The organism is Microbacterium sp. (genome assembly GCF_032084865.1).
Taxonomy (GTDB): domain Bacteria; phylum Actinomycetota; class Actinomycetes; order Actinomycetales; family Microbacteriaceae; genus Microbacterium.
Genome location: NZ_DAMDLU010000005.1, coordinates 1 through 19551, shown reverse-complemented (window position 1 = coordinate 19551; position 19551 = coordinate 1). Strand labels below are relative to the sequence as shown.

The 19551-nt window shown below is 70.2% G+C and carries 17 protein-coding genes; 10 read left to right on the top strand and 7 right to left on the bottom strand.

Translation table 11 applies throughout. The annotated features are described in order from the left end of the window. Positions 1 to 27: 27 nt before the first annotated feature. Both RT309_RS01235 and rlmN read left to right on the top strand, forming a co-directional pair. Positions 28 to 3252: a PIG-L family deacetylase gene (locus RT309_RS01235; RefSeq protein ID WP_313354586.1), complete on the top strand. Its 3225-nt coding sequence runs from the start codon at positions 28 to 30 to the stop codon at positions 3250 to 3252. Positions 3253 to 3341: 89 nt separating this feature from the next. Further along, positions 3342 to 4586 (top strand): 23S rRNA (adenine(2503)-C(2))-methyltransferase RlmN, encoded by a 1245-nt coding sequence (gene rlmN / locus RT309_RS01230; protein ID WP_313354584.1) that lies wholly within the window; start codon positions 3342 to 3344, stop codon positions 4584 to 4586. 4 nt (positions 4587 to 4590) lie between these two features. On the opposite strand, the gene RT309_RS01225 is transcribed toward rlmN, so the two are convergent. Then, complete coding sequence (locus RT309_RS01225) at positions 4591 to 5067, bottom strand: histidine phosphatase family protein (protein WP_313354582.1); 477 nt, start codon at positions 5065 to 5067, stop codon at positions 4591 to 4593. Between the two features lie 104 nt (positions 5068 to 5171). Between RT309_RS01225 and RT309_RS01220 the strand changes: the two genes are divergently transcribed. The 3 genes from RT309_RS01220 to RT309_RS01210 are packed head-to-tail and all read left to right on the top strand — an operon-like array spanning position 5172 to position 8289. Beyond that, complete coding sequence (locus RT309_RS01220) at positions 5172 to 6728, top strand: DUF4407 domain-containing protein (RefSeq protein ID WP_313354580.1); 1557 nt, start codon at positions 5172 to 5174, stop codon at positions 6726 to 6728. Between the two features lie 12 nt (positions 6729 to 6740). Continuing rightward, positions 6741 to 7232 (top strand): hypothetical protein, encoded by a 492-nt coding sequence (locus RT309_RS01215; protein ID WP_313354579.1) that lies wholly within the window; start codon positions 6741 to 6743, stop codon positions 7230 to 7232. 43 nt (positions 7233 to 7275) lie between these two features. Continuing rightward, positions 7276 to 8289, top strand: coding sequence for an aldo/keto reductase family protein (locus tag RT309_RS01210; RefSeq protein WP_313354577.1), 1014 nt, complete (start codon positions 7276 to 7278; stop codon positions 8287 to 8289). An 81-nt stretch (positions 8290 to 8370) separates the two neighbouring features. Here RT309_RS01210 and RT309_RS01205 read toward each other — a convergent pair whose 3' ends face one another. Genes RT309_RS01205 through RT309_RS01195 form a run of 3 tightly spaced genes read right to left on the bottom strand, consistent with a single transcriptional unit; the run spans position 8371 to position 10681 of the window. Next, positions 8371 to 8880: an ACT domain-containing protein gene (locus RT309_RS01205; RefSeq protein WP_313354575.1), complete on the bottom strand. Its 510-nt coding sequence runs from the start codon at positions 8878 to 8880 to the stop codon at positions 8371 to 8373. Positions 8881 to 8898: 18 nt separating this feature from the next. Then, positions 8899 to 9948, bottom strand: coding sequence for a PLP-dependent cysteine synthase family protein (locus RT309_RS01200; protein ID WP_313354573.1), 1050 nt, complete (start codon positions 9946 to 9948; stop codon positions 8899 to 8901). A 52-nt stretch (positions 9949 to 10000) separates the two neighbouring features. Then, positions 10001 to 10681 (bottom strand): FadR/GntR family transcriptional regulator, encoded by a 681-nt coding sequence (locus tag RT309_RS01195; RefSeq protein WP_313354571.1) that lies wholly within the window; start codon positions 10679 to 10681, stop codon positions 10001 to 10003. Between the two features lie 47 nt (positions 10682 to 10728). Between RT309_RS01195 and RT309_RS01190 the strand changes: the two genes are divergently transcribed. Further along, a complete protein-coding gene (locus RT309_RS01190; protein WP_313354570.1) occupies positions 10729 to 11589 on the top strand; it encodes an amidohydrolase family protein in 861 nt (286 codons plus the stop codon). A gap of 19 nt (positions 11590 to 11608) precedes the next feature. Here the strand turns inward: RT309_RS01190 and RT309_RS01185 are convergent, their stop codons facing one another. Then, positions 11609 to 12370 (bottom strand): SDR family oxidoreductase, encoded by a 762-nt coding sequence (locus tag RT309_RS01185; protein ID WP_313354568.1) that lies wholly within the window; start codon positions 12368 to 12370, stop codon positions 11609 to 11611. A gap of 44 nt (positions 12371 to 12414) precedes the next feature. After that, entirely contained in the window at positions 12415 to 13275 is an 861-nt protein-coding gene (locus tag RT309_RS01180) for a fumarylacetoacetate hydrolase family protein (protein ID WP_313354566.1), read from the bottom strand. Positions 13276 to 13396: 121 nt separating this feature from the next. Between RT309_RS01180 and RT309_RS01175 the strand changes: the two genes are divergently transcribed. From RT309_RS01175 to RT309_RS01165, 3 genes are read left to right on the top strand one after another with little or no spacing between them, the layout of a single operon-like run. Next, a complete protein-coding gene (locus tag RT309_RS01175) occupies positions 13397 to 14686 on the top strand; it encodes an L-fuconate dehydratase (protein WP_313354564.1) in 1290 nt (429 codons plus the stop codon). Beyond that, positions 14673 to 15638, top strand: coding sequence for an aldo/keto reductase (locus RT309_RS01170; protein ID WP_313354562.1), 966 nt, complete (start codon positions 14673 to 14675; stop codon positions 15636 to 15638). Before RT309_RS01175 ends, RT309_RS01170 begins: the two co-directional genes overlap by 14 nt. A 14-nt stretch (positions 15639 to 15652) precedes the next feature. Continuing rightward, on the top strand, positions 15653 to 16072 hold the full coding sequence (locus RT309_RS01165; RefSeq protein WP_313354561.1) for an RbsD/FucU domain-containing protein: 420 nt from the start codon (positions 15653 to 15655) through the stop codon (positions 16070 to 16072). A gap of 24 nt (positions 16073 to 16096) precedes the next feature. On the opposite strand, the gene RT309_RS01160 is transcribed toward RT309_RS01165, so the two are convergent. Continuing rightward, entirely contained in the window at positions 16097 to 18022 is a 1926-nt protein-coding gene (locus RT309_RS01160; protein WP_313354559.1) for a DUF2264 domain-containing protein, read from the bottom strand. 48 nt (positions 18023 to 18070) lie between these two features. Between RT309_RS01160 and RT309_RS01155 the strand changes: the two genes are divergently transcribed. Next, the coding region (locus tag RT309_RS01155; RefSeq protein ID WP_313354558.1) for a sulfatase at positions 18071 to 19551 on the top strand (1481 nt) is incomplete at its 3' end.

Sequence of the window (19551 nt, the reverse complement as noted above, 5' to 3'; positions counted from 1 at the left end):
CAGCGTCGGTATGGACGATTGGCAGGCATGGCGCTTGCTGCGGGGCTGGTGGTGCCGCTGCTCGCGACAGGAGCGAGCTACGCCGCCGAGGGGGACGGCGAGCTCGTGCTGGGCGACGCGTCCAACGCGGTCGAGACCGAGCGCGGCAAGATCGATGTCATGAGCATCTGGGCCCACCCGGATGACGATGCCGGAACGGTCACGCCGTGCGGCGTGTGGCACGACAAGTTCGACGTGCGCTGCGGCATCATCATGGTCACCCGAGGTGAGGGCGGATCGAACTCGGTCGGCCCGGAGGCAGGACCCGACCTCGGTCTGCGGCGTGAGAACGAGGATCGCACCTCGCACGTGCGCTCGGGCACGGTCGACATCTTCAACCTCGACCGCGTCGACTTCTACTACAACACCAGTGCACCGCTGACGGCACAGGTGTGGGACGACGAAGAGACACTTCGCCGTACCGTGCGTGTGCTGCGCGAGACCCAGCCCGAGATCCTGCTCGGGGCCACGCCGTCGATGGTCGTCGGGCACGGCAACCACCAGTACGCTCAGGGCCGTCTGGTCTGGGAGGCCGCGCGTGCGGCAGCAGACCCGTCGCGCTTCCCCGAGCAGCTGACGGGCGTCGGCGCAGTCGACACCTGGCAGGTCAAGCGCGTGCTCTCCGGCGGTTGGGGTCTCGATCTCAGCGGCACGGGAGTGGCAGCTGCCGAGCAGTGCAACACCTCGTTCGTGCCCAACGCCAGCGTCCCCTTCACAGTCGTCGGCACGTGGACCGGCTACGACTCGCCGTACCTGTGGCCGGAGGGGAACGTGCAGGGCGTCGAAGCAGGCACTGCCAAGACCTGGGCGCAGGCGGGTCGCGAGGGATTCATGGCTCACCCCACGCAGGCGCGCACGATGGTCAAGAACCTGGTTGCCCCGGCGTGCCAGCAGTACGGCGTCACCTACTCGAACGTGCCGATGCAGCCGAACGGGTCGCCGGCCAATGGCGATGACGCTCTGCTCTATGGCGCCGTCATCGCCGACCCCGGCGGCATGCCGCTCGGTTCGACGTTCGCTGTCGAGGCGGATGGCTACTACCACGGCTCGACCGAGCCGTTCACAGTGACCGTGTCATCGCGCTCGGGCGGAGCGAGTGTCCCCGCGGGCGAGATCGCACTGCAGGTCCCGGCGGGATGGAGCGTCAGCGCCGCGCAGGCGTTCGGTCCGATCGTCGCTGACAAGGCATCGTCGGCGACCTTCACCGTGACACCGGCGGCGGATGCCGCCGCCGCAGTGTTCAAGATCGGCGCGCAGTTCGCCGCTGGCGACATCTCCGCATACAACGACACCCGGGTGGCGCTCACCGCCGCCGTCGAGGGTCGCTTCCAGCGATGGGGCAACTTCGAGGAGTACGAGCAGTGGACCGCCGCCAACGACGCCTATGTGGGTGGCCGTTCGGACGCCGTGACGAAGATCGGCGCCGGTGAGTCGATCACTCTGCCGGTTGATGTCACCAACCGCAGCTCCGCAGCAGTGGATGCCGAGGTGTCCATCGCCGTTCCCGCAGGGTTCGCGCTGGATGCGTCGACCAAGACTCTCGCAGGACTCGCCGCGGGTGCGACGAAGACGATCGACTTCACCCTGACGCACACCGACCCGACCGCTCCTGGCGGCACAGTCGAGAACCTGACGATCACCACGACCGCCGCAGGCGTGTCGTCGAGCGAGACGGTCAAGACGTACCTGGTTCCCTCTGCGGTGATTCCCGAACTGGCTGCCGCGCCGGTGCTCGGCGGCGACGGTGCGGAGTACTCGGCCTCGCTCGACCTCGGCCGCAAGTGGGAGGGGCAGGACTGCGCGCCGAACGGCGTGGACTGCGGCGCAGGCAGCGCAGCGCAGATCGGATGGTTCGACGACGCGCTGTACGCACGTATGACCGTGATCGACGACACCGCCAGTGCTGCGGCGACCCCGGACCGCTGCTTCGGGCACTGGCTGGTCGACTCGGTCGAGGTGCTTCTCGACCCGCGCGGCAACTCGGTCGACACCTCGTCGACGTTCAAGCTCGGCATCTTCCCGTTCACGGATGACGCCTCGGGCTCGAACGGCAACGGAGCCAACGGCCCCTGCTGGTCTCGTGATGCCGACAACCATCAGGGCTTCTCGACAGGACCGCTCGCGAAGACTGTCAAGAACGCACCGAACGCCGCGGGCGTCGAGGTCGTCGCCTCGGCGGCCCGTGACAACGGAGCCTACGTCGGTGGTCAGTACGTCGTCGACGTGAAGATCCCGCTCGCTGCGCTTCCGGCGGCCGTCGGCACCACAAGTGCCGCTCCGACCGGCGACGCTGCGACGAACGCGACCGATCCGCTCTACCTCGGTCTGAACATCACGCCGTACGACTCGGACAACCGGAACTTCATCGGAGAAACTCGCACCGCCTGGTCGCCGTTCGGCAGCCAGCAGTCCGAGCCGTACCGCTGGGGCCACGCGTACCTCGAGGGGTACGAGCCTCCGGCAGATCGTGCGACGACCGCACCGGCTGCGATCATTCCGGCGACGGCGCTGCAGGGGATCCAGTCGCCGCAGACTGTGTTCCAGTCGGCTACCCGAGGCGGCACGATCTCCGGCCTGCAGCCCACCGACGCGCTGACGCTGTCGGCCGGCGCCGTGCTGTCGGAGTCGATCACACTGAAGGCGGACTCCACGGTGGCGGGCACGGCGCGGATGTTCCTCTACACAGGCGACGCGCGATTCACCCCGGTATGGACGTCGAGCTGCGAGGGTGACCCCTACGGCTTCTCGGCGTGTGGACCGGACGACGGTGCAGCGCCGGCCTGGGGACCCACGATGGGCGGACGCCTGCTTGCCAGCGCGACAGTGAAGGTCGCTGGGGGCACGAGTGATCTCGTGCTGCCGCTCGAGGCGGCCGCGCGCGCTGCGCTGCCTGAGGGAGCGCAGCTGCTCGTGTCGTTCGCCGACGCGGACGGTGCGGTGAACGCATGGACGTTCCCGCTCGTGACCGCGGATGACGAGGCTCCGGTCGACCCCGGCACGAACCCCCCGGGTGGTGGCGACGGTGACGGCGACGGCACGCCCGGCACGCCCGGTGGGAACTCCGACGCGGGCGGCCGCTCCAACAGCGGCGGCGACCTGGCCACCACAGGGGCGGACTCCACGTTCCTCCTGGTGACGGCGGTTCTGCTGCTGGCGGCGGGCGCGGCAGCGTTCTTCGCGCGACGTCGTCGCGCTGTCGAACCGAAGGAGTAACGACTCCAGACCTGTGGCCCTGTGCTCGCTCGAGCGCAGGGCCACAGGCGTTCGGCGCCCTCTCACCCGCGCCGCGTACCCTTGAGCACATGACCGAGACTTCTCCTGCGCGCCCTGCGAACACGGGCGTGCGCCAGACGCGCCCCCGGACAGAGGGCTGGACGCAGAAGAAGGATGCCGAAGGACGCCCGCTGCTGCAGTTCGCCAGCCCGAAGCGCGGCAAGCCGCCGGTGCACCTGGCCGACCTGACTCCCGCCGAGCGGGTCGAGAAGGTCAAGGAGCTGGGCCTGCCCGGTTTCCGCGCCAAGCAGCTGTCGACCCATTACTTCACGCACTACACCTCCGACCCCGCGCAGATGACCGACCTCCCTGCTGCGCAGCGCGATGAGCTGGTCGGCGGCATGCTGCCTCCGCTGATGACCGAGGTGAAGCGACTCGAGACCGACAAGGGCGACACGATCAAGTTCCTCTGGCGCCTGCACGACGGCGCGCTCGTCGAGTCGGTGCTCATGCGCTACCCGGGCCGCATCACCCTGTGCGTGTCGTCGCAGGCCGGCTGCGGCATGAACTGCCCGTTCTGCGCCACCGGCCAGGCGGGGCTCACCCGCAACATGTCGACCGCCGAGATCATCGAGCAGATCGTGCGGGCGAACCGAGCCATCGCCGACGGCGAGCTCGGCGGCAAGAGGTCGAACGACCACTCCATGGAGCGCGTGTCGAACATCGTCTTCATGGGCATGGGTGAGCCGCTCGCCAACTACAAGCGGGTGATGGATGCGGTGCGCATCATGGTCGCCCCGCAGCCCGACGGGCTCGGCATGAGCGCTCGCGGCATCACGGTGTCGACGGTCGGTCTGGCACCCGCGATCAGGAAGCTCGCCGACGAGGACATCCCCGTCACCTTCGCGCTGTCGCTGCATGCGCCCGACGACGAGCTGCGCGACGAGCTCATCCCCGTCAACTCGCGCTGGAAGGTCGGCGAGGCGCTGGATGCCGCCCGCGAGTACTTCGACAAGACCGGCCGTCGCGTGTCGATCGAGTACGCCCTGATCAAGGACATGAACGACCACCCGTGGCGCGCGGATCTGCTGGCCTCGAAGCTGAACTCCCGCGGTCGCGGCTGGGTGCACGTGAACCCCATCCCGCTGAACCCGACGCCGGGATCGATCTGGACGGCGTCCGAGGTCGACGTGCAGAACGAGTTCGTGCGCCGGCTCAACGCCGCGGGCATCCCGACCACGCTGCGCGATACGCGCGGCAAGGAGATCGACGGGGCCTGCGGCCAGCTCGTCGCGACCACCGAAGACGAGGCCGAAGCGGCAGCGATGGCCTGACCCGCTACTGCTTCGGGGTGCGCAGTCTCAGCATCCGGCCACTGCCCTCGATCAGCTCGGCCCACGAGTCGACGTCGACCGCGCATTCGGCGATGGCGCAGGTCGGGAATTCGACGAACTGCCCGGTGAGGTCGGGCACGGCATCCGCCATTCCGGGGTTGTGCCCGACGAGCATCGCGACGTCGACCTCATCCGGAAGCGAGGCGGCGACCGACAGGATGGTGCGCGCCGACGCGGCGTAGAGCGTGGGCTCGTCGGCCACCTCGAGTCGGAATGCAGCGGCGTAGGCATCGGCGGTGGCGCGGGCCCGCAGCGCCGTGCTCGCCACGATGTGCTGCAGGCGCACGCCCTCGTCGACGAGTCGGGATGCCATGGCGGGGGCGTCGCGCAGGCCGCGGGCGTTGAGCGTGCGGTCGTGATCGCGCACCGACGGATCGCCCCAGTCGGACTTCGCGTGGCGGGCGAGCAGCAGCGTCTTCATGTGCCCCAGCCTGACATCCGGATCCGCATGACGCACCCTTGTCTGTGAACCGCTCGCAGGGAGCGTCCGGGACTCGCACAGCCGCGGTTTCATACCCTCGAAGGATGTCCTATTCCGCACATCGCCCTGGACGGATGGATTCCCAGGGGCGGATCTCGTTCGAATCCGACGGTCCCGAAGGCTCGGTCACCGACGACGACCTCGATTTCCTCCGCCAGTACGAGCCGACCGGCCAGGGGTCCGCTGCGACCCTCGAGCAGCCCGCCGAAGAGCCGACCGACGACTCACCCGAACCGCAGACGGCGCCGCGGCGCGCACCCCGCCAGCCGCGTGCCCGGCGCCCGAAGCGCGAGCGCACCCCCGGCTCGCGGCTGCGCACCATGGCCATCCTCGGCGGCGCAGAAGGCGACATCCTCGACCGGGTGCCCGGTGAGACCCCCCGGTTCGTGCAGATGTTCTTCGTTCTGCTCGGAACCGCTCTGGTCTCGGCGATCTCGATGATGTTCGCGCTGACCACCGGCGTGCAGGTCGCGATCTGGGTCGCCATCCCGCTGGCCCTGGTGTGGGCGGCCATCATCTTCAACCTCGACCGTTTCCTCACCTCATCCATGACGTCGACCCGCAATGTCGGCAAGATGCTCGCGCTCGCCCTGCCCCGTGTGGCGATGGCCGCGCTGATCGGGTTCCTCGTCGCTGAGCCCCTCGTGCTGCAGGTGTTCCACAACGACATCGCCCGCGAGGTGGCATCCACCAACATCACCCAGTCGCAGTCCGACCAGGGCGCCCTCGAGAAGGGGCCCGAGAAGAAGGCGCTGGACGCTGCGACCGAGCGCGTCGCCGCTCTCGAGAACCAGGCCGCGACCGGGGTCGTCGCCGGCACGGAATCCGGCTCGGCGACCACGTCCGCTGCCCAGGAGACGGTCGACGAGCTGACCGGCAAGATCGCCGAGCAGCAGAAGGTCATCGATTCGGCCCGTGCGCTGTACCAGTGCGAGCTGACGGGTGAAGGCGCAGGCGCCGTGCCCGGCTGCACCGGGGTGAACGGACAGGGGTCCAGCTCCGACGCCGCCAAGGCGCAGCTCGCCCAGGCCCAGCAGACGTACGACGCGCTCGCCGCGCAGCTGCGCTCGGCGAACGACGACCTCTCGGCCGCCGAGAACGGGGCGCAGGCCAACACCGCGGCATCCGAGACGACCAACCGCGAACAGGCGAAGGATCAGCTCCCCGCGGCGAAGAAGACCTACGAGCAGGCGCTAGCCGCGTACAACGCGCGCGCCGACTCGGTCGCGCAGGGCAACGCCGGTGCCATCGGACTGCTCAGCCAGATCACCGGGCTCAACCGCCTCGGCGAGAAGGAGCCGACGATCTTCTGGGCGCACTGGCTGATCGCCGCCCTGTTCTTCATGATCGAGCTGCTGCCCGTGCTCGTGAAGGTGCTCACCAGCTGGGGCGACCCGTCGCTTTATGAGAAGACCAGGACGATCCGCAAGCAGGTTGACCTCGACCGGGTCACGGCCGAGGGCTTCCGCGATCGTGCTGCGATCGTGGCCGCGGCGGATGCCGAGCCGGGCCGATCCCCGGCTTCCGGAGTCGCCACCGGCGATCCGGCACCCACCCAGCCCATCACCCGCGCCGACATCCGCGAGACCGCGTCGGTCTGACATGATGACGCCATGACCGGCAGCCCGATACGTACCTCGTCCATCGTCGTCGTCGGTGTGCTCGCGGTCGCTGCGTACGCGGCACTCGCCGCCGTGCAGATACTCGTGCTGAATCCGCTTGCCGCGGTGCCGGGTGAGAAGATCGCGGCGATCTACGCCGACATGGATGCCGCCGGCGAGACCATGCCGGTGACGATGCCGCTGCTTATCCTCGGCATCGGCGTCGCGGCGGCGATCGTGGTGGCCGTGCTCAGCATCCGGTCGCGCCTGGAGCCCGCGCACAGCGCGCTGCTCTTCCTGCTGCTGCTCATGCTGGGTGCGCCGGGGTACTTCGTCGCCTCGTTCGGCCCCGGGATGAACCTGGCTGACACGTTCATGATCGGCGGGGCCGACTACAGCAGGTGGTCGCTGGTGCTCTTCGCGGTGAGCCTCGCCGCGGCCGCCGCGGCGGTGGTGCTCGCGCTGAAGACGAGGGGGCCACGCCCGGCCGTTGTCAAGGCCTGACCCAACGCTCGGCGACCGCCCCGATGCCGGATAGCGTGTGAGCATGGTCAACTATCGCTATCTCGGAAACAGCGGACTCAAGATCTCGGAGATCACCTACGGCAACTGGGTGACGCACGCCTCGCAGGTGGAGGACGACGCGGCGATCGCGACCGTGCACGCCGCTCTGGACGCCGGGATCACCACCTTCGACACGGCCGACACCTACGCGAACACCGCCGCCGAGGTCGTGCTCGGCAAGGCACTCGCCGGTCAGCGTCGTGCCGGACTCGAGATCTTCACGAAGGTGTACTTCCCGACCGGGCCGAAAGGCCCCAACGACACCGGCCTCAGCCGCAAGCACATCTTCGAATCGATCGACGGCTCGCTGCAGCGTCTCGGCACCGACTACGTCGATCTGTACCAGGCCCACCGCTACGACTGCGAGACTCCGCTCGAAGAGACGATGCAGGCGTTCGCGGATGTCGTCCGTCAGGGCAAGGCGCTGTACATCGGCGTCTCGGAGTGGACCGCAGAGCAGCTGCGCGAAGGGCACGCCCTGTCACGTCAGCTCGGATTCCAGCTGATCTCGAACCAGCCGCAGTACTCGATGCTGCACCGGGTGATCGAGGGCAAGGTCGTGCCGACCTCCGAGAGCCTCGGCATCTCGCAGATCGTCTGGTCGCCGATGGCGCAGGGCGTGCTGAGCGGCAAGTACCTGCCGGGTCAGCCCCTGCCCGACGGCTCGCGGGCCACCGACCCGCACTCGGGGTCGCACTTCATCAAGGAGCTGCTGCGCGACGACATCCTCGCCGCGGTGCAGAAGCTCAAGCCGATCGCGGCTGACGCGGGCCTGACCATGCCGCAGCTCGCGATCGCGTGGGTGCTGCAGAACCCGAACGTCGCCGCCGCCCTGGTGGGCGCGTCGCGCCCTGAGCAGCTCGCCGAGACGGTCAAGGCCTCGGGCGTGCGCCTCGGCGCCGACGTGATGTCGGCCATCGACGACGCGCTCGGTGACGTCGCGAACACCGACCCGCAGGACACCTACGACGTGTCGCCGAAGACCCGCCTGGTCTGAGGTCGGCGCTGCGGGCGGTGCGCACACCTGTTGTGTACACCGCCCGCTGAGCGTGACCGGCTGCGGCTCACCGCAGACGGGTCAGAGCGTCGTGATGTCGACCTGAAGGTCGTGGGTGAGCTGTTCGATGTCGGCGCGCAGCGTCTCGAGATCCGCCGAGGGCGGCAGGGTCGCCGTGACCGACGACTCGAACAGCCGGCCGCCCGCCATCGCGGCATCCCGGGTCTGGGTGTTCATGCGCTCGATGCTCAGGGCGTGAGAGCTCAGCACACCCGAGATCTCGCGCACGATGCCCGCCCGGTCGTTGCCGAGCACGCTGATCGAGATGCACTGCGCGGCGTCGGATGCCGAGGCGCCGGCGCCCGCGCGGACCGTGATCGCGAGCATCCCGTCGAGCGCGTCGAGGTCGCCCCGCAGGGCATCCACGCGCTCGTCGGCGACGGAGATCTCGATCACCCCGGCGAAGGTGCCGGCGAGCTCGGCGAGCTGGCTGTTCTCCCAGTTGCCGCCGTGCGCCGCGACGATGTCGGCGACGGCGGACACGAGCCCGGGTCGATCCGCTCCCGCGACCGTGAGGATGAGCGTGGTCATGCGCTCAGCGTAGCGCGCTCACCACGCGCCGCCGTCGAGGAAGCGCTGCATCCGCTCGCGATGCGGGGCCAGATCCCAGCCCTGAGCTGCGACCCAGTCGTCGTCGTAATAGGTCTGCGTGTAGCGGATGCCGCTGTCGCAGATCAGCGTGACGACGCTGCCCGTCTCACCGGCGTCGCGCATGCGCGAGATCAGCTCGAACGCGCCGTAGAGGTTGGTGCCGGTCGAACCGCCCGCGAGGTGCAGCGTCCGCTCGCGCAGCAGGCGGATCGCGGCGACGGACGCCGCGTCGGGAACGGGGATCATCTCGTCGATGACGCTCGGCACGAACGACGGCTCCATCCGAGGCCGGCCGATGCCCTCGATCATCGAGGGCTCGCCCGTGGCATCCGGATCGCCCTGCCAGGCGGCGTAGAACGCCGAGCCCTCGGGGTCGACGACCGCCACCTCGGTCGGATGCCGGCGGTAGCGCACGTAGCGGCCGAAGGTGGCGCTGGTGCCGCCGGTGCCGGCGCCGACGACGATCCAGCGGGGGACGGGATGCCTCTCGAGCGACAGCTGGCTGAACACGCTCTCGGCGATGTTGTTGTTGCCACGCCAGTCGGTCGCCCGCTCGGCGAAGGTGAACTGGTCGAGGTAGTGGCCGTGGCATCCGGCGGCGAGGCGCCGCGCTTCGGGCGAGATCTCCTCGGCGTGGTCGACGAAGTGGCAGAGGCCCCCGTAGAACTCGATGAGGTCGATCTTCTCCTGGCTCGTCGAACGTGGCACCACCGTGATGAACTCCAGTCCGAGCATCCGGGCGAAGTAGGCCTCGGAGACCGCCGTCGACCCGCTCGACGATTCGACGAGCGTGGTGTCCTCATCGATCAGGCCGTTGACGAGCCCGTAGAGGATGAGCGAGCGAGCCAGGCGGTGCTTGAGCGAACCGGTGGGATGCACCGACTCGTCTTTCAGGTACAGGTCGATGCCCCAGCTCGTCGGCAGGGGGAACAGGTGCAGGTGGGTGTCGGCAGACCGGTTGCCGTCCGCCTCGAGCACCTGGATGGCGGAACTGACCCATTCGCTCATGGTTCGAGGGTAGCGGTGGGTGGCGCGCTCCCGGCCCCGGCGACTGCGGCGGTCAGGCCGAGATCGCCTGGCGCAGCCAGCGCTCGATGCCGGCGACGTGTGCCGTGGCGAGCGAGGTGGCCAGGGCGGAGTCGTGCTGGGCGATCGCCTCGGCGATGGCGCGGTGCTCCGACAGCGTGCGGTCGACGGCCCCCTGCTCGGTGAGGCCGCGCCACACCCGGGCCCGGATCGTCTGGCTGCCGAGCCCGTCGATGAGGCTGGCGAGGTACCCGTTGCCGGTCAGGCGGACGATGTCGCCGTGGAAGCGGATGTCGTGCGCGACCAGGTCGTCGATCGAGACGCTGTCAGGGTCGACTGCCGACACCTCGTCGATCAGCGCCTGCGCCTGCTCGGCGCTCGCGACGCCGGCCGCGAGCCCCGTTGCCTGCGACTCGAGCATGCGCCGCACGGTGAACAGCTCGAGCAGCGAATCGTCGTCGTGCAGGTCGACGACGAAGCTGATCGCCTCGAGCAGCAGGTGCGGTTCGAGGCTGGTGACGTAGGTGCCGTCACCTCGGCGCACGTCGAGCACCCGGATGACCTCGAGGGCCTTCACCGCCTCGCGCATCGAGTTGCGGGAGAGACCGAGGCGCTCGGAGAGCTCTTTCTCGGGCGGAAGCCGATCGCCGGGGCGCAGCTCACCGGAGACGATCATCGCCTTGATCTTCTCGATCGCCTCATCGGTGACAGCCATGCCGCCATCTTCGCACAGTGATCGGATGTTTCGGGCAGGATGTGAGCATGCGCGTCGTCGACTCCCACCTGCACCTCTGGGACCCCCAAGTGCTCGAGTACACCTGGCTCGACGGTCCGCTGGCCGCAGTGTTCTCCGACGAGGAGATCGTCGATGACGCCCTCGACGACGTCGAGGAAGATGTCGCGATCTTCGTGCAGGCCGAGACCGTCGCCGAACAGCACCTCGCCGAGGTGCGGTGGGTCGACTCGATCGCGCTGCAGTCGGGCGTCGTCGCCATCGTGGCCGGAGCGCGTCTAGACCGGGGCGCCGACACCGAGTGGCACCTCGACGCCCTGCGCGCGCACGAACGGGTGATCGGAGTCCGGCACCTGCTGCAGGGCGAACCCGACGGCTTCGCGCTCAGCGATCCCTTCCTCGCGGGGGCGCGGTCGGTGGCATCCCGGGGCTGGACCTTCGACGCCTGCGTGCACGCCAGCGGCATCTCGGATGTGACCGCGCTCGCCGCGGCCGTGCCCGAGCTCCCGATCGTGCTCGACCATCTCGGCAAGCCGCACGTCGGCACGGCGGCGACGCCGCAGCGCCCCCGCGCCGAGTGGCTGCGCGACATGGCGGAGCTAGCCCGGCACCCTCAGGTGTTCTGCAAGCTGTCGGGCCTGCCCGCCGAGACCGGCGGGAGGTGGACGGATGCCCAGGTGGCGCCCTTCCTCGATGCCGCGCTGGAGAGCTTCGGACCGCAGCGGCTGATGTGGGGCAGCGACTGGCCGGTCTCCGCGGTCGCCGGCGAGTTCGTCCCCGGCAGCCGGCAGGCGTGGCTGACCACCGTCGCCGCATGGGCGGCGGCCAGGGAGGTCGACGCCGACGCGCTCTTCTGGGAGAACGCGCTGGCGTTCTACGGCATCCGCTGACCGGCCCAGGCGGGCCGGCTCACTCGGAGCGCAGGCGCAGGGATGCCATCCCGCCGTCGACCTCGATGCACGTGCCGGTCGTCGACCCCGAGGCAGGGCTGACCAGGTACAGCACCGCGCCCGCGACCTCGTCGGCCGACACCAGGCGTCCGTGTGGCTGGCGGGCGTTGAGGGCGGCCCGCTCGGCGGCCGGGTCGGCGGCGGAGTCGAGCAGGCGCCCGACCCACGGGGTGTCGGCGGTGCCGGGGTTGACGGCGTTGACCCGGATGCCGTCGCGCAGGTGATCGGCGGCCATCGCGCGGGTCAGCGCCGAGACGGCGCCCTTCGACGCCGAGTACAGCGCGCGCTGCGGCAGGCCGGTCGTCGAGGCGATGGATGCCGTGTTGCACACCGCCGCCGACGGTGACCGCCGCAGCCACGGCAGGGCGGCCGAGGTCACGCGGGCGATGCCGGTGACGTTGATCGAGAGCACCCGGGCCCACTCGTCGTCGTCGTTCGCGGCGATGTCGCCCTGCGCGCCGATGCCGGCGTTGTTGATGACGATGTCGACGCCGCCGAACCGTTCGGCGACCGCGGCGACGGCGGCGTCCACGGACTCGCGGTCGGAGACGTCAGCGGTGAATGCGGCGAACCGGGCATCCGCCGTCGAGGTGTCGCGGTCGAGCACCGCGACCTGCGCGCCCTGCTCGTGCAGGGCGGAGGCGATCGCCGCTCCGATGCCGGAGGCGCCGCCGGTGACGATCGCGACGAGGCCGTCGAGCGCGCCCTTCGACGGGCTCACGGCCCCATTCTCCGGGGCGCTCAGGGGCCCATTCTCCGAGCGGCTCACTTCGCGGCCTCCCACGCGACGAACTCCTGGCGCTGACGGCCCAGGCCCTCGATCTCGACCTCGACGACGTCGCCGGCCCGCAGGTACGGGAACTTCCCGCCGAACGCGACGCCCTGCGGCGTGCCGGTGAGGATGAGGTCGCCCGGCTCGAGGGTGACGTACTGCGAGAGGTGGTGCACGATCGTGTGCACGTCGAAGATCATGTCGGAGGTGTTCGAGTCCTGACGCGGCTCGCCGTTGACCCAGCTGCGCAGCCGCAGGTTCCGCGGGTCGACCTCGTCGGCGGTGACCAGCCAGGGCCCGGTGGGGTTGAACCCGAAGGCGATCTTGCCCTTCGACCACTGCCCGCCCGAGACCTCCATCTGGAAGGCGCGCTCGGAGACGTCGTTCGCGACGACGTAGCCGGCGATGTGCGCGGCCGCCTCGTCGACCGAGTCGAGGTAGGCGGTGCGGGTGCCGATGACGATGCCGAGCTCGACCTCCCAGTCGGTCTTCTCGCTGCCGCGCGGGATGGTGACGGTGTCGTCGGGGCCGACGACGGTGTTCGGCGTCTTCAAGAACATGATCGGCACGGTGGGCGGCTCGGCACCGGATTCGCGGGCGTGCGCGGCGTAGTTCTGCCCGATGCAGATCACGGCGCTGGGCCGGGCGATCGGCGCGCCCACGCGCAGGGACTCGGCTCCGGTCACCTCGATGAGGGTGCCGGCGTCGAGCGCCGCCTGCGTGCGACCGACGGGGTCGCCTGCGAGGAAGTCGCCGTCCACATCGGATGTCACGGGGCGCAGATCCAGGATGCGGTTGCCGTCGATGACGACGGGGATCTCGCTTCCCGCTTCGCCGAGTCTTGCGAACTTCATGGCTCTCCTTCGCCTCGCAGAGTCGGGAGTCGAACGCGGCTCCCGTCTTTGACAGTATAGACATCGGATGTTTACACTCCAAGAGTTCGCGTCCGTCTCGTCGACGCGTCGAAGGAGAGCTGTGAGCCGTATCGTCGCGCTGGAGACCAGTGACATCCGCTTCCCCACATCGCTGAGCCTGGACGGCTCGGACGCGATGAACCCCGACCCCGACTACTCGGCGGCGTACGTCATCGTGCGCACGGATGCCGGTGACGCCGGGCACGCCTTCGTCTTCACGATCGGGCGCGGCAACGACGTGCAGGTCGCCGCGATCGACGCCTTGGCCGGACACCTCGTCGGCCGCGAGGTCGAACCGCTGCTCGACGACATGGGCGGCACCTTCCGCGAGATCATCGGCGACTCGCAGCTGCGCTGGCTCGGCCCTGAGAAGGGCGTCATGCACATGGCCATCGGCGCGGTGATCAACGCGCTGTGGGACATCAAGGCCAAGCGCGCGGGCCTTCCCCTGTGGCAGCTGCTCGCGCGCATGACCCCAGAGCAGATCGTCGACCTCGTCGACTTCCGCTACCTGAGCAACGCGCTCACCCGCGACGACGCCCTGGAGATCCTGCGCGCCGGCGTCGCCGGACGCGCCGAGCGCGAAGCGCAGCTGCTGGCGACCGGCTATCCCGGCTACACCACCAGCCCGGGCTGGCTGGGATACTCCGACGAGAAGCTCGAGCGTCTCGCCCGCGAGGCGATGGCCGATGGCTTCACGCAGATCAAGCTGAAGGTCGGCGCCGACCTCGACGACGACATCCGCCGCTTCCGCAAGGCGCGCGAGGTGTGCGGACCGGACTTCCCGATCGCCATCGACGCGAACCAGCGCTGGGAGGTGTCCGAGGCGATCGAGTGGGTGAACGCGCTCGCCGAGTTCGACCCGGCCTGGATCGAAGAGCCCACCAGCCCCGACGACATCCTCGGTCATGCCGAGATCGCCCGCGGCGTCGCGCCGATCCGGGTGGCCACCGGTGAGCACGCGCAGAACCGGATGATCTTCAAGCAGCTGCTGCAGGCCGACGCGATCGGGGTCATGCAGATCGATGCGGTGCGCGTCGCCGGCGTGAACGAGAACATCGCCAACCTGCTGCTCGCGGCGAAGTTCGGCGTGCCGGTGTGCCCGCACGCCGGCGGCGTCGGGCTGTGCGAGGCGGTGCAGCATCTGTCGATGTTCGACTTCGTCGCCGTCAGCGGCACGCGCGACGGCCGCCTGATCGAGTACGTCGACCACCTGCACGAGCACTTCGTCACCCCGACCGACATCCGCGGCGGGGCGTACATGGCCCCGATTGCGCCGGGCACGAGCATGGAGATGAAGGCGGAGAGCATCGCCGAGTACACCTGGAAGGGGCAGCATGTCGGCGTCTGAATCCACCGTCCCGCGGCTGGGCTACGGCGCGGCGAACGTCGGAAACCTCTTCCGCGCGCTCAGCGACGATGAGGCGTGGGCCATCCTCGATGCCGCGTGGGAGTCGGGCATCCGGCACTACGACACGGCCCCGCACTACGGTCTCGGTCTGTCGGAGCGACGTCTGGGGGCGTTCCTGCAGACCAAGCCCCGCGGCGAGTATTTCCTCTCGACCAAGGTGGGGCGCCTGCTGCGCCCCAACCCGCAGCACGAGCCGGGTGGCCTCGACACCGCCAACGACTTCCACGTCGCCGACGACCTGCACCGGGTATGGGACTTCTCGGCGGAGGGTATCCGCGCCAGCCTCGACGAATCACGCGAGCGGATGGGCATCGAGCGCATCGACCTGCTCTACCTGCACGATCCGGAGCGCCACGATCTCGACCTCGCGCTCGCTGAGGCGCTGCCCGCCCTCGAGCAGCTGCGCGCCGACGGCGAGGTGACGCGCATCGGCGTCGGCTCGATGGTGTCGGAAGCGCTCGCCGCCTCGGTGCGCCAGGCCGACCTCGACCTGATCATGGTCGCCGGTCGCTACACGCTGCTCGAGCAGCCGGCCGCCGAGGCGGTGCTGCCCGCCTGCCGCGACAACGGCACCGGGATCGTCGCCGCCTCGGTGTTCAACTCGGGTCTGCTCGCGCAGCACGAACCGCGACGTGACGGACGCTACGAGTACGGGCAGCTGCCCGACGAGCTGTGGGACCGGCTGGTGCGCATCCACGCGGTATGCGCCGACCACGGGGTGCCGCTGCCGGCGGCGGCCCTGCAGTTCCCCCTGCAGTCCGACCTCGTGCACGCCGTGGTCGTCGGCGGCAGCCGGCCCGCACAGCTCGCGCAGAACGTCGAGCTGGCGGCGCTGCCCATCCCCGCCTTCCTCTGGCAGACGCTTGCTGCCGAGCGCCTCATCCCCGCCTGATCGAAGGAGCGCCGATGCTCGAAGGAATCCACCCGCTGCTCTGCGGTGAGCTGCTGCTGCACCTCGACCGGATGGGGCACTCCGACGCAGTCATCGTCGCCGACGCGCACTTCCCGGCGTGGGCGCTGGGGGCGCGGGTCATCGACCTGCCCGGCACGACCACCCCGGATGTCGTCGCCGCGATCCGCACCGTGCTGCCGCTCGACGACGCCCCGGCGCTCGATCTGATGGAGTCGGCGGATGCCACCGTGCTCGACGTGCAGCGCGAGCTGATGCACGCCGCCGGCACGAGCCAGAAGACGACCCGGTTCGTCGAGCGCTTCGCGTACTACGGAGTGGCGAAGGACGCCTACCTGATGGTGCGCACCGGAGAGACGCGCATCTACGCCAACGCTCTGCTGCGCAAGGGCGTCGTCGGCCACCACCCCGCCTGACCGCAGCAATTCACGCCCCGCCGATCACGGCTGCCGGATCAGCTGCGCTTCGACGTCGGCGGCGAAGGGCTCGGCGAGCGACCAGCGGAACACGAGCCGCTCGTCGTCGGCCGTCACCGTGACGTGATCGTCGAGAACGGCGAGGTCGCGCACACCGATCGCGGGTGGCGGGGCGGTGCACAGCGAGGTCTGCCAGACGATGACCACGTCGGCGGGCAGGGGGCCCAGGCGCACGGCCGGGCAGGCCAGCGCGTCGGCACCGTCATGGATCTCATCGACCACCGGTTCCGGAGTGAGTGCGACCCGTCGCGGCGCATCGGACGGGTGCGTCGCCCAGGCGCCGAGCAGCCGCACGCTGCTGATCAGCCTGTTCGCGGTGGCTGCGGCGCTCGGGACGGGTGCTGTCACGGCATCCGTCCCGCCCTGACCGCCCACGAGTGCCGCGCCGCTCACCCGCCCCGTGAGGCCGACCGCGCCCGTGAGGCGACCGACATGCAGGGTGGCGTCGCCGACGATCTTCGTCGCCACCCGTGAGACGACATGCCGGCCTCCGGCGTCGAGGGTGCGGGTCACCGCGCCGCCACGCGCGCCGACCGTCACGCGGGTCGCCGCCCGGTGCGACGCCCCCTCGATCGTCAGGTCGCTGTCGCGCACGTCGCCGCCGGAGACCGGCCGGGTGGCGGAGGTGAACTGCATCCGGCGGTACAGGGGGTCGTCGCGGGTCGGGTGCCCGTCGCTGCCGAAGTTGTGCAGCCGCACGATGCCGTCATCGCGGCGGGCATCGATCAGCCACCGCGGGCCGTCGAGCACGCGCCGCACGTCGTGCTGCTCGATCTGCAGCGCCGTCTCCGTCGCCGTCCACACCGGGTCGTCCGCCGGGAGCGCGAGGCCTAGGAAGCCCTTCGCCGCCCAGTACGGCGACCCCGGTCCGCTGTACGACTGCACCATGCTCGGGATCGGCTCTCGCTGCCAGCCCAGCGACAGCACGCCGGTGTCGACGCTGCCGCCGTCGACGAAGTGCTTCAGGATGCCGCTGGTCAGCCGCCGGGTGCGCGAGGCGTCGAGAACCTGGAGCCCCTCGCGGCGCGCCATCCAGAACGGCGCCGCCGTCGCCCAGCGGTAGATCAGCGAGCGGCCCTGGAACACCGGCGCGCAGCGCGCGTCGAACAGGTGCTGATAGCCGTCGACGAACGCTCTCAGGCGCTCGCGGTGCAGGGCGCGACGGTCGTCGAAGCCGGCGCCCATCATCTCGTCGATGAAGAACGGGTACCAGTGGAACGCGAAGGCGTTGTAATGGTCGAAGCGCCGGCCGTCGCCGTCGGTGTACCAGCCGTCGGCCCGGTGCCAGTCGTCCATTCGGTCGAGCGCGTTCTCGACCGTGTCGCGGGCGTCGGCGAATCCGTCGGCGTGGGTGAACGCCGCCAGGGTGGCGCCCAGCAGCACGTGGTTGTTGTCGGCGCACCACGTGCCGCGTGCCTGCGCGAACCAGGTGAGCACGCCGTCGCGGGTCGCGTCGTCGAGCGCGGCCCAGACCGTGTCGCGCGTGAGGTGCAGCGCGATCGCGATGGATGCCGCCTCGACGGTGGCCTGGCTGTGGTCGGTGATCTCCGGCCAGATGCGCTGCGCGACCGCGTGCTGCACGGCCTCGGCGTAATGCGCGATCAGCGGGGCGGTGCCCTCCGTGCCGGCCGGGTCACCGGCGATGCGCAGGGCCGCGAGCAGAAAGGTGCGCGCGAATCCCTCGAGCCGGTCCATGGGCGAGCCCGCGGCGGCATCCACCGCGCCCGGGCGTACGGCGAAATCCACCATCGCTCCGCCGTGCGTCGAGCGCTGTCGCGCCGCGTCGAGGATCCGGTCGGCGGCGGCCACCCAGTGCGCACGGGTGTAACCCGTGTACGGGGCGGAGAGCGGGTCGGCGGGCGGCATCCAGGCGGGGGCGGTCGCGGGCATGACTCGATCGTCGCGACGGAGGAGGAGAGGATTCAAGAGGAGAAGGTGTTGAATCCTCTTCTCCTGACCGCGTTGAATGGCGGGCATCCGAGCCAGGAGGCCGCCTTGCCGCATCGCCCGAACATCCTCGTCGTCATGGCCGACCAGTTCCGCGCCGCATCCCTCGGGGTCTCCGGGGAGGACCCGGTGCACACCCCGCACCTCGACGCCCTCGCCGCGAGCGGGCGGGTCATGCGTCAGGCGGTGAGCGGGTACCCGGTGTGCAGCCCGCATCGTGCGATGTTCCTCACGGGCATGCGCCCGCAGGTGAACGGCGTGACCTTGAACGTGAACTCCGAGAGCGCGCAGGACGGCGTCGGCCTGCGCGACGGACTGCCCACCTGGGCCAGCGCCCTGCGCGAGCACGGGTGGCGCACCGGCTACATCGGCAAGTGGCATCTCGAGCCGCCGGTCGCCGACGACGAACGGTTCGGCGAGGGACGCCGCGACGACGGCAAGGTGTGGGATGCCTGGTCACCCCCGCACCGGCGCTTCGGCTTCGAGTACTGGTACTCGTACGGCGCGGCCGACCGTCACCTCGCGCCCCACTACTGGACGACCGACGCCGGCCGGGAGCAGCGGGTCGACGTGGACGAGTGGTCGGCCGAGCACGAGATCGACGTCGCGATCGAGTTCGTGCGGGATGCCGGCGACGGGCCCTACGCGCTGATGGTCTCGCTCAACCCGCCGCACCAGCCGTTCGACCAGGTGCCCGATCGCTACCGCACGCGCTACGCCGGCCTCGACGAACGCACCCTGCTGAACCGCCCCAACGTGCCGCACGGCACGGCCGCCGCGACCGAGGCGGCGGCGGTCGCCCGCGACTACTTCGCGGCGATCACGGGTGTCGACGAGCAGGTCGGACGACTGGCATCCGCCGTCGCCGCACAGAACACGACCCGGCCGACGGTGATCCTGTTCACCTCCGACCACGGGATGCAGCTGGGCAGTCACGCCCTGATGTACAAGAACGTCGCGTACGAGGAGTCGATGCGCCTGCCGCTGATCGTGCACGCGCCCGGGGTGGTCCCGGCGGGGGAGTCGCACACCGTCGTGGACTCCCTCGACTTCGCGCCCACCATCCTGGGTCTTGCGGGTGTCACCGCGCGCGACGCTCGCGTCGCCGGCCGCGACCGCTCGGATGCGCTGCGTGGCGCGCCCGACGCTCCGGCATCCGTCGACGACGACGCGACGCTATACACCCGCTTCGCCTCGCGGTCGGATGCGAGCAGCGTGCGCGGGCTGCGCACGCGCACGGCGAAGGTCGTCGCGACCTGGCATCCGGCTTCGGGTCTGACGATGCAGTTCTTCGACCTCGTCGCCGATCCCTACGAGCTCGACGACCGCCCCGACGACCCGCGTGCTGCGGCGCTCGCCGGACGGCTGAGCGACGAGCTCGAGCGCGCGGGCGACGAATGGGAGGGCGCCGCAGCGCTCGCGGACGTGCTCAGCCCGCGGGCGCCTCGTCGACCGGCAGCCCCACCCGCTCA